At 70.1% G+C, this 10,004-nt stretch carries 10 protein-coding genes and 1 pseudogene; 9 read left to right on the plus strand and 2 right to left on the minus strand.

Annotated features, from left to right (window positions below):
• Positions 1-219: 219 nt before the first annotated feature.
• The 9 genes and pseudogenes from AC2W7M_RS12850 to AC2W7M_RS12890 all read left to right on the plus strand — a co-directional run bounded on the left by AC2W7M_RS12850 (position 220) and on the right by AC2W7M_RS12890 (position 8,668).
• On the plus strand, positions 220-1,386 hold the full coding sequence (locus AC2W7M_RS12850; protein WP_486132684.1) for an LLM class flavin-dependent oxidoreductase: 1,167 nt from the start codon (positions 220-222) through the stop codon (positions 1,384-1,386).
• A gap of 22 nt (positions 1,387-1,408) precedes the next feature.
• Positions 1,409-1,813, plus strand: coding sequence for a VOC family protein (locus tag AC2W7M_RS12855; protein WP_486132685.1), 405 nt, complete (start codon positions 1,409-1,411; stop codon positions 1,811-1,813).
• Between the two features lie 126 nt (positions 1,814-1,939).
• A complete protein-coding gene (locus tag AC2W7M_RS12860) occupies positions 1,940-2,893 on the plus strand; it encodes a Bug family tripartite tricarboxylate transporter substrate binding protein (RefSeq protein WP_486132686.1) in 954 nt (317 codons plus the stop codon).
• A gap of 33 nt (positions 2,894-2,926) precedes the next feature.
• Complete coding sequence (locus AC2W7M_RS12865) at positions 2,927-3,418, plus strand: tripartite tricarboxylate transporter TctB family protein (protein ID WP_486132687.1); 492 nt, start codon at positions 2,927-2,929, stop codon at positions 3,416-3,418.
• Positions 3,419-3,422: 4 nt separating this feature from the next.
• On the plus strand, positions 3,423-4,940 hold the full coding sequence (locus AC2W7M_RS12870; RefSeq protein WP_486132688.1) for a tripartite tricarboxylate transporter permease: 1,518 nt from the start codon (positions 3,423-3,425) through the stop codon (positions 4,938-4,940).
• Positions 4,941-5,084: 144 nt separating this feature from the next.
• Positions 5,085-5,891, plus strand: a pseudogene (locus tag AC2W7M_RS12875) (AMP-binding protein); the annotation flags it as partial.
• 211 nt (positions 5,892-6,102) lie between these two features.
• Entirely contained in the window at positions 6,103-6,912 is an 810-nt protein-coding gene (locus AC2W7M_RS12880; RefSeq protein WP_486132689.1) for an AMP-binding protein, read from the plus strand.
• 5 nt (positions 6,913-6,917) lie between these two features.
• Positions 6,918-7,877 (plus strand): zinc-binding dehydrogenase, encoded by a 960-nt coding sequence (locus tag AC2W7M_RS12885; RefSeq protein WP_486132690.1) that lies wholly within the window; start codon positions 6,918-6,920, stop codon positions 7,875-7,877.
• A gap of 176 nt (positions 7,878-8,053) precedes the next feature.
• The gene (locus tag AC2W7M_RS12890) at positions 8,054-8,668 is read left to right on the plus strand and encodes a TetR/AcrR family transcriptional regulator (protein WP_486132691.1); all 615 of its coding nucleotides are present in this window, start codon (positions 8,054-8,056) and stop codon (positions 8,666-8,668) included.
• Positions 8,669-8,671: 3 nt separating this feature from the next.
• Here the strand turns inward: AC2W7M_RS12890 and AC2W7M_RS12895 are convergent, their stop codons facing one another.
• A complete protein-coding gene (locus tag AC2W7M_RS12895; RefSeq protein ID WP_486132692.1) occupies positions 8,672-9,172 on the minus strand; it encodes a flavin reductase family protein in 501 nt (166 codons plus the stop codon).
• 56 nt (positions 9,173-9,228) lie between these two features.
• The coding region (locus AC2W7M_RS12900; protein WP_486132693.1) for a PhzF family phenazine biosynthesis isomerase at positions 9,229-10,004 on the minus strand (776 nt) is incomplete at its 5' end.

Consider the following 10,004-nt stretch of genomic DNA (forward strand, 5'->3'; position numbering starts at 1 on the left):
CAGCGAGGCCCCGGTGCCCGCCATCGCGCGCGGCGCCCCACGAACTCACGCTGACGCTCGCCGACCCGAGCGGCAACGCCGTCGTCTTCTACCAGAGCCTGCCGAAGCCGGCCGGCTGATCTCGACACGACCTTCGGGCGACGCGGCCCCCGGAACCGCATCGCCTGAAGCCTCGACCCCGCGCCGCCCCGAGAGGCGGACAGAAAAAGGGAAACGACAATGAAATTCGGCTTTCTTTCGGAAGGCGATCCGCGTCCGGGACAGACCTATTCCCAGCGTTACTGGGACCTGGTGGAGGAGGTGATCCACGCCGACAAGATGGGCTTCGACGTGTTCGGCACGTCCGAGCAGCACTTCGCCATCGGCGTCGCCTCGATCTCGGCGCCCGAGTGCTTCTATCCCTATTTGTTCGCCAAGACCGAGCGCATCCGCTTCCGCCACGCGGTGACGCTGCTCCCCTTCATGATCAACCACCCGCTCCGGGTGGCCGAGCGCATCGCCACCCAGGACATCCTCTCGCGCGGCCGCATCGAGCTGGGCACCGGGCGCGGCAACACCATGCTCACGCTGCGCGGCTTCGGCGTCGACATCGAGACCACCCGCGACCAGTGGGAAGAGGGCATCGACCTCATCAAGGCCGCCTTCACGTCGGACCCCTTCACCTTCGAGGGCAAGTTCTTCAACGTGCCGCCGCGCAGCCTGGTGCCGAAGCCGATCCAGGATCCCCATCCGCCGATCTTCGTCGCCTCCACCGGCCCGGATTCCCTGCGCCGCGCGGGGCAGAAGGGCCTCGGCGTCATCACCAGCGCGGTGGAGCGCGGCTGGTCCTACGTGGAGGACGCGATCAAGGTCTACCGCACCGAGGCCAATGCGGCCGAGGCCTCCGGCATGCACGTGACCAACGCCATCGCCGTGAACACCACGGCGCACTGCGCCCACACCACGCAGCAGGCGATCGACGAGGCCGGCGCGGTCATCATCAAGGAGCGCAAGCTGGCCGGCGACGCCTATGCCCGCCTGTCCACCATCTCCCCCGACTATGCCTATATGCGCGACATCGCCGCGCTGGGCGAGGCCATGGAGAACCTCGACTATCTGCGGCTCGAATCCGGCTCCATCATCATCGGCGACCCGGACCACTTCATCGAGCAGATCCAGAAGTTCGAGGCCATGGGCGCCGACGAGGTTTGGTTCCGCCTCGACAGCCTGCCGCACCACATGGTGATGCAGTCCATCGAGCTGATCGGGCGCTACGTGATCCCGCAGTTCAAGGACCCGCGCCAGGTGGTGCAGCACCCCGAGATCATGCGCAACAAGCTCAAGGCCAAGCGCGCCGAGCTGGCGCGGCTCAAGGAAGAGGCCGCCGGCGCGCCGGCGCCGGTCTAGGCGGAAAGGCGGGGGCCGGGCCATGGAGATCCTCAGGATCGGCACCATCAATGTCGCCGTCGGCGACGCCCTGGCCGCCGGCCGCCTGTTCTCCCGCCTCGGCTTGCCCACCCGGCAGGCCGACCTCGTGCGCCTGCCGGACCGGCCGGCGCAGATCAACTATGTCCAGGCGCCGGTGGGCGAGAGTTCGCTCTCCTTCGTCGAGCCTGCCGATCCCGACAGCCCCATCGCAAGGTTCCTGGAGCGGCGGGGCGAGGGCCTGTTCTCGCTCTCCATCGAGGTCCGCGGGTTGGACGCGCTGATGGCCGCCTGGCGCGCCGCCGGCGTCGAATGGGTGCTCGACGCCCCCATGCGGTTCGCGGCCGGCCCCGGACGCCCCGAGGCGGCGCCGCCAATTGGACTCGCCCGCGCACCACGCTCGGCATGATCATCGAGGTGATCGAGCGCGACCGCCCCGAAGATGGAGGACCCAACTGAGGCCGCGCCTGCGACCGGGCACCACAAGCCCGGCCGGCGTCTTCCTACGATCCCTTGCGCCTTGAAAGGAAAAACAATGACCTTCCAGAAGCTCATCACCGTCGCCGCGTTCGCCGCCGCCAGCCTTGGCGCCGGACCCGTCCTCGCGAACCCCTTTCCCGCCAAGCCGGTGACGCTGGTGGTGAACTATCCCGCCGGCGGCGGCTCCGACGCCATCGGCCGCGCGCTCGCGCGCTCGATGGAGAAGCCGCTGGGCCAGCCGGTGCCGGTGGAGAACATCGCCGGCGGCGGCGGCACGCGCGGCGTGACCGCGGTCGTCACCGCCCCGCCGGACGGCTACCGCATCGGCGTCGCCACCAACAGCCCCATGACCATCGCCGTGCACAATGTCGCCGGCCTGCCCTGGAACGCGCCCGCCAGCTACGAGATCCTGGGCGGCATCGGCTCCATGTACAATGCCGTCTGCGCACAGCCCGACGCGCCCTTCAACACGCTGAAGGAGATGGTGGACTACGCCAAGAAGAATCCCGGCCAGCTCAAGGTCTCCAGCATCAAGGGCGGGCTCAACCAGTACACCTGGGACGCGTTCGCCAAGGCCGCCGGCATCGACGTGCGCTTCGTGCCGTACAGCGGCGACGCGGACGGCATCGCCTCCTTCCTCGGCAAGAACACCGAGCTGGTGAACCTCACCTGGCCGACGCTGCGCGCCCAGATGGACGCCGGCAAGGCCAAGTGCCTCGCCATCTTCGCGCCGGCGCGCGTCGCCACCCACCCCGACGTGCCGACCTTCAAGGAACAGGGCTACGACGTGACCACCACGTCCGATTATGTGGTGTACGCGCCGAAGGATCTGCCCGCCGACGTGCGCAAGACGCTGGTGGCGGCGGTGGAAACCGCGGTGAAGGACCCGGACTTCGTCAAGGTGCTCTCGGCGCAGAGCATCGTCGTCGCGTTCCAGGACGGCGGTACGATGGCGAAGCGCTTCTCCGAGGTCTACGACGCCTTCGCCAAGGCGAAGGGCGCCAACTGATCCGCCCCGGCGGCGGTCGACGGGAGGAGCAGGATGGAGCGTTCGCGGGACATCACGCGCGGGCAGGTCAGGATCGCATCCGCGATCCTGACGCTGTTCGGCGCGGTCTACACCTGGCAGGCCACCAAGCTGCCCATCGGCGACCCGGTCGGCAGCGAGGAGGGCGGCACACCCCTGGTGATCGGCGTGCTGTGGGTCCTGTTCGGCATCTACGTGACGCTCAAGGCGCCCGCCCCCGCGGTCCAGGACGACGAGATCGGCACCTGGCCCAGCCGCGCCATGGCGGGCCGGCTCATCGCGGTGGCGGTGCTCTGCGGCGCCTATATCGTGCTGCTGCCCTGGCTCGGCACCATCGCCACCTCCTTCCTCTTCATGACCGCCATGGCGCGGATGTGCGGCGCGCCGTGGCTGCGCGCCATGGCCGCCAGCATCATCCTCGCGGTGGCGTTCTGGCTGCTGTTCGTGAACGTGCTCGACCTCTCCCTGCCCTCGGGAGCCTTCTTCGACGCGCTCAGGTGGGGGTAGGACCATGGACCTGTTAAGCGCGATGGCCAGCGGGTTCCTGGTCGCCCTCCAGCCCGAAAACATCCTCGCCGCCCTGGTTGGCGCCCTCGTCGGCACCGCCACCGGCGTGCTGCCCGGCCTGGGCGTGCTCGGCGCCATGGCGATCCTGATGCCCATCACCCTGCATCTGGCGCCGGTGACCGGCATCATCATGCTGGCCGGCATCTATTACGGCGCCATGTATGGCGGCTCCACCACGGCGATCCTGCTCAAGATCCCCGGAGAGAGCGGCTCCATCGTCACCACGCTCGACGGCTACGAGTTCGCCCGCAAGGGCCGGGCCGGCGCGGCGCTGATGATCTGCGCGGTCGGCTCGTTCATCGCCGGCACGGTGAGCATCCTCGGCCTCAGCCTGTTCCTGCCGTTCCTCTCGGACGCGGCGCTGAGCTTCTCCTCGCCGGAATTCTGCGCGCTCGCGGTGCTCGGCGCCCTGACCCTCATCCGCATCACCGGCGGCGATCCGGTGATGGGCATGATGATGCTCCTGGTCGGCATGGCGCTCGCCACCATCGGCGTCGATGCGGTGGGCGGCAGCACCCGCTTCACCTTCGGCACCGAGAGCCTCGCGCTCGGCTTCGACCTCGTGCCGGTGGCGCTCGGCCTCTACGGCATGAGCGAGCTGCTGCAGGTGCTGCAGACCCGCAAGGGCTTCCCGAAGGCGGAATCCGTGCGCATCCGCGACATGGTGCCGACGCGCGCGGAATGGCGGCGCGCCTGGCCCGCCATCGTGCGCGGCTCGGGCATCGGCTTCTTCATCGGCCTGCTGCCGGGGCCGGGCTCGCTCACCTCCACCTTCGCCTCCTACGGGGTCGAGAAGGGCCTCGCCCGCGAGCACAAGCGCGAGTTCGGCAAGGGCGCGGTGGAGGGCTTCGCCGGGCCGGAGGCGGCCAACAATGCGGTGGCGACCTCGGCGCTGGTGCCGGTGATCAGCCTCGGCATTCCCTTCACGCCCAACGTGGCGCTGCTGCTCGGCGCGCTGATCGTCCAGGGCATCCAGCCCGGCCCGCTGCTGCTCTCCCAGCGGCCCGACATCGTCTGGGGCCTGCTCGCCTCCATGTATATCGGCAATGTCGCGCTTCTGGTGCTCAACCTGCCGCTGGTGGGGCTGTGGGTGCGCCTGCTGCGGGTGCCGCAATACATCCTGGTGGGAGCGATCTTCGTGGTGTCGATCATCGGCGTCTACACCATGCGCTCCAGCATGTGGGACCTGGTGGTTCTGTTCTCGTGCGGCTTCGCCGGCTTCTTCCTGCGCCGCATGGGCTTCGACATGGCGCCCTTGGTGCTCGGCCTGGTGCTCGGGCCGATCTTCGAGAAGTCGCTGCGTGAGACGCTGTTCCTGAGCGGCGGCGACCTGTCGATCTTCGTCACCCGGCCGATCTCGGCGGTGCTGGTGGCGCTCTGCGCGGTGGCGCTCGCCGCCCCCACCGTGTTCAAGTGGGTGAAGCGCCGCGGCGGCTGGACCAAGACCGTGCCGGCGCCCTGAGGCGGCGGCCCACCCGAATTTTCGCCATCGATCCCCTCGGTCCGGAACCTCGTCATGGCCAAGCACATCTTCTGGGAAGCGGAACCGCGCGTGGTGGAGGCCCAGACCGCGGACTGGACCATCCCCGCCATCGTGCGCGAACGCATGGTCCGCGACGCCGAGACCGCGCTCTATTTCGTGCCCGACGGCGAGGGATTCCGCCCGGTCAGCTGGCGCGCCTTCGGCACGCCGTCGCCGAGATCGGCGCCGGGCTCGAACGCGCTCGGCTTCGGCCGCGGCGAGCGCGCGGCGGTGATGGGCGAGCCGACGGTGGAATGGGTGGAATGCGACTTCGGCGCGCTGGTGCCGGGCGGCACCACGGTCGGCATCTACCAGATCAGCTCCTGGCAGGAGGTGGCGCACGTCATCGCCGATGCGCGGCCCATGGTGTTCTTCGGCCAGAAGCGCGCGCACCTGGAATGCGGACTGCGCGCGTCGAAGCCGCTCGGCCCGGTGCGCCTGTTCGTGCAGATGGAAGGCGAGGTGGACGGCCTCGCGCCGCCGGACGCGGATGCGCGCATCATCACCCTCGCCGAGCTCAGGCGCATCGGCGCCGCGGCGCTCGCCGCCGACCCGGCGCTGTTCGACGCCATGGTGGACCGCGGCCAGGGCTCGGACGTGGCACGCATCATCTTCACCTCCGGCACCACCGGGCGGCCCAAGGGCGTCATGTACACCCACAAGGCCTGGCTGCTGGTGGGCGAGCAGTGGGTGATGCGCTTCCCGCCGATCCGCCAGCGCCCGCACGTGCACGTGGCGTTCCTGTCCACCGCCCACGTCTCCTCCGCCATGGTGACGCAGATCGTGCCGCTGGTATCGAAGCTCCAGCCGCACTTCGCGCCGGAGAAGGCCGAGCTGGTGGAGGTGTTCCGCCGCGCCCGGCCCGAAGTGATCGGCATGACGCCGCGCTTCTACCAGAAGATCGCGGTGCAGCTGGCCTTGAAGCAGCAGGAGGGCTCCACCCTCGACCGCCTGGCCCACCGCCTCGCCATGGGCATCGGCCGGCGCGTGGTGGACGAGTACTGGCGCGGCGTGCCCTCGGCGCGCTGGCGCGTGATGCTGCTCGACCTCGCGCGGCGCACCCTGTTCCGGCGCCTGCGCGCCACGGTCGGGGCTCGACCGGGTGGCGCGGGCGCAGACCGGCTCGGCCATGATGCCCATGGACGTCGCCGCGCTGTGGGCGATCTGGGGCATGGACATCCGCGAGGCCTACGGCCTCAGCGAGGCGGCGTGCGCCGTGTGCTACCAGCAGCGGCCCTTCCCCAAGCCCGGCACCATCGGCCGGCTGATGGACAACCAGCCCGACAGCGACCTCAGGCTCGCCGAGGACGGGGAGATCCTGTTCAAGTCGCCGATGCTGTTCTCCGGCTACTGGGAGCAGCCCGAGGCGACGGAAAAGGCGCTCCAGGACGGCTGGTTCCACACCGGCGACATCGCCGAGCGCACGGCAGACGGCGACCTGCGCCTGGTCGGCCGCAAGAACGACGCCATCTCCACCGCCGGCGGCAAGACCATCAACCCCGCCGAGATCGAGAACGCGATGAAGCTGAGCCCGTACATCTCCGAGGCGGTGGTGTTCGGCCAGGGCGAGAAGTACCTCGTGGCGCTGATCGAGATCGAGCGCGACAGCACCGCCCGCTGGGCGCGCGACGAAGGACTGCCCGCTTCCACCTATGCCGAGCTTGCCGCGGCGCCGCAGGTGGAGGCGCTGATCGCGGCCGAGGTGGCGAGCGCCAATGCGGGCTTCGGCCGGGTGCTCCAGGTCAAGCAGTTTCGCATCATCCCCCAGCCGCTGGACAGCGTCGCCGACGCCCTCACCTCGGCCAAGAAGGTGAAGCGGCGCGTGGTGCGCGAGGCGTTCCACGACCTCGTTGAGGGCATGTACGACCGCAAGGAGGAGGCGATCCTCGCGGCGCCCATCGGCCGTCGGTGACACAGATGCTCGCCGCCTTTGCGGACCGTTTCGACGCCGACCGCCCGCTCGCCGGGCTGAAGGTCGGCCCGCGGCCTCTGCCGGAGCCGCCGCAGGGCTGGGTGCGGGTGAAGGTGGTCGCCGCCTCGCTGAACCATCACGACCTGTGGTCGCTGAAGGGCGGCGAGGCCATGCGCCAGCGCGGCGGCGCCGGGCTCTCCAAAGCCGACCTGCCGCGCATCCTCGGCATGGATGCGGCGGGGATCACGGACGAGGGCGCGGAAGTCATCCTCCATCCCTTGATCGCGGAGCCCGCCTTCGGCGTGCTCTCCGGCCGCTATGACGGCACCTTCGCCGAACACGTCTGCGTGCCCCGCGCCAATGTGGTGGCGAAGCCCTCCGCGCTGAGCTTCGAGGCGGCCGCCTGTCTGCCCACCGCCTGGCTCACCGCCTGGCGCATGCTGTTCGAGAAGGCGCAGGTGCGCGCGGGCGGCGCGATCCTGGTGCAGGGGGCAAGCGGCGGGCTCTCCACCGCCCTCGTCATGCTCGCCAAGGCGGCGGGGCTGCGGGTCTACGCCACCGGCCGCACCGACGCCTCGCGCGCCTTCGCCCTCTCCCTCGGCGCCGACGCGGCGCTGGAGATGGGCGGCCGGCTGCCGGAGCGGGTGGACGCGGCGATGGATTCGGTCGGCCCCGCCACCTGGGACCACTCGCTGAAATGCCTCAAGCGCGGCGGCGTCATGGTGGTGCCCGGCGGCACCACGGGCTATAGGGCGAGCGTCGACATCGCCCGGCTGTTCACCATGGACCTGTCCATCGTCGGCAGCGCCATGGGCTCGCGGGCGCAGCTTCAGGAACTGGTCGCCTTCTGCGCGGCGCGCGGCCTGCGCCCACCGGTGGCGCGGGTGCTGCCGCTCGCCGAGGCGGCGACCGCGTTCGCGGCGCTGGAGCAGGGCGCTGCGGGCAAGATCGTGCTGCGGCCATAGGTCCGCGCGCCCCCTCACCCCGTATTTATCCGGAGCGGGCCTTGTTTGCTTTCGGGACGTGATCGGGCGTAATAACCTCGCGTCGAGCCTCCCGAGCGGCGAGACCTTCAACCGTGCGGAATTCAGGAATGACTGTGGAAGAGCAATCAAACCGGGGACGCAGGGAAGAGGTTCTCATGGCCGCGGCCGCGGTGTTCTCCGACAAGGGGTATCGCGCCAGCACGATCCAGGACATCGGCCGCGAGCTGGGCACCACGTCTGCGGCGCTCTACTATTATTTCGGCAGCAAGCAGGAGATTCTCGGCGAACTGATCGTGCGCCCGGTCCGCCAGCTGCGCGAGATGGCGGCCGAGGTGGCGCAGAGCCCGCTCTCCAACCGCGAGAAGCTGGGCGAGATCGTGCGGCGCCACATCGACATGATGCTGAAGCAGCGCGAACTCTTCACCATCTTCCTGCGCGAGCGGGTGGAGCTGGAGGCCCAGCACGCCGGGCGCCTCGCGGAGATGGAGGAGGAGTATTACCGCCAGATCCGCGCCATCATCGAGGACGCCGCCCGCGCCGGGGAGATGCGCGCCGTGAACCTGCAGATGCTGGCCCTCGGCATCATCGGCATGACCAACTGGGTGCTGCGCTGGCACAAGCCCGACGGCGCGCTCGGCGCCGACGAGATCGCCAGCGCCTATATGGACATTCTCGGCGGCGGCGCCTTCAAGGACCCGCCGGGCACCGCCGGTGCCGCGCCGGTGCCGGTGGATGCCGCCGCGCGCCGCCGCGTCAAGCGCGCCTCCTGAGCCTCAGGCCGCCTGCGCGGCGCTCTTGTGGAGCTGGGCCAGCCGCCCGCGGGCATGGACCAGCGGATGGCGCGCCTCGAACGCGGCGCCGTCCTCCACCTTGGCGATGACCACCAGATGGTCGCCCGCATCCACCAGCTCGTGAACCGTGCATTCCGCATAGGCCACCGCATGGTCGGCGAGGATCGGCGCGCCGTGCGCGCGCTCCGAGGGCCGCCAGGCGAGGCCGGCGAACTTGTCCGCCGTGCGGGAGGCGCAGGCATAGGCGACCTCGCCGCCATTCTCCGCCAGGAAGTTCACCACGAACGAGCCGCGCTCGCGCAGCACCGGCAGGGTGCCGGACCCCTTGCCGATGCACACCAGCAGCATGGCCGGCTCCAGCGACACCGAGCACACGGCGCTGCAGGTGAGCCCGCGCGGATTGCCCTCGCCATCGAGCGCCGTCACCACCGAGACCCCGGTGGGGAAGGAGGACATGATGGTCTTGAACAGGGGCTGCTCCATGGGAGACCTCGTTCTATTGATCAATAAGTAAGAGATAGGCCAGAACGCCGCACCTGTCAAGGCGCCTTCTGTGCGGGGGCAGGAAATGTTCTTCGATCGCAGGAGGTTCCGCTGGCCGGCACGCCGCGGGGAACCCAGCGTTCGGGTTGCCCGCCAAACGGCGAATCGGGCTCGCCTTCTCGAACGGTCAGAGCGCCGTTTGAATCACGCGCGCCGTCATGCCCCGGCTTGTCCGGGGCATCTACTCTGCCGTTTGCGCTGCGACCCAATCCCGAGCGCCGGCCCGGGCGCGAAGTGAATCCCCCGGACGAGCCGGGGGATGACGTGAGGACTTTATGGGATCGGCGCGTCCTCAGCCGGCGCGGCGGGCCAGCGCGGCGCGGGAGAGGGCGCCGCCGCCGATGCGCACCGCCCCGCCGCCCCACATGGACGCCGGTGATGCGGCCGCCCGCAACGTCCACGCTCAGCTCCACAAGGCTCGGGCGTCCCATGTCCTCGCCCTGACGGATGGCGAAGCGGCTCTCGCCTTCGGCCAGGTCCCGCAGGCCGGCGAGATAGGCCGCGAGCGCCACCGCGGCGACCCCCGTGGCCGGGTCCTCCGCAATGCCCATGGCGGGCGCGAACATGCGTGCGGCGAGCACCGTGTCCGCGTTCCAATCCTCCATGGTCAAAGCGTAGAGGTGCGGCGCCGGTCCTTCGGCGATCTCCGCCTGCCACAGCGCGCCGTCGAGGCGGATGCGGGCGAGCGCGGCCCGGTCGCGCACGGGGATGAAGGTGAAGGGCACGCCGGCCGAACAGCAGGCGGGCGCGGGCCCGCCTCCAGCACGCGCCG

This window comes from Xanthobacter sp. BG11Y11_SDJG, assembly GCF_057364445.1.

Coding starts and splice junctions, on each gene's coding strand:
- AC2W7M_RS12850 (WP_486132684.1), top strand. CDS start 220: ATGAAATTCGGCTTTCTTTCGGAAGGCGATCCGCGTCCGGGACAGACC.
- AC2W7M_RS12855 (WP_486132685.1), top strand. CDS start 1,409: ATGGAGATCCTCAGGATCGGCACCATCAATGTCGCCGTCGGCGACGCC.
- AC2W7M_RS12860 (WP_486132686.1), top strand. CDS start 1,940: ATGACCTTCCAGAAGCTCATCACCGTCGCCGCGTTCGCCGCCGCCAGC.
- AC2W7M_RS12865 (WP_486132687.1), top strand. CDS start 2,927: ATGGAGCGTTCGCGGGACATCACGCGCGGGCAGGTCAGGATCGCATCC.
- AC2W7M_RS12870 (WP_486132688.1), top strand. CDS start 3,423: ATGGACCTGTTAAGCGCGATGGCCAGCGGGTTCCTGGTCGCCCTCCAG.
- AC2W7M_RS12885 (WP_486132690.1), top strand. CDS start 6,918: ATGCTCGCCGCCTTTGCGGACCGTTTCGACGCCGACCGCCCGCTCGCC.
- AC2W7M_RS12890 (WP_486132691.1), top strand. CDS start 8,054: ATGGCCGCGGCCGCGGTGTTCTCCGACAAGGGGTATCGCGCCAGCACG.
- AC2W7M_RS12895 (WP_486132692.1), bottom strand. CDS start 9,172: ATGGAGCAGCCCCTGTTCAAGACCATCATGTCCTCCTTCCCCACCGGG.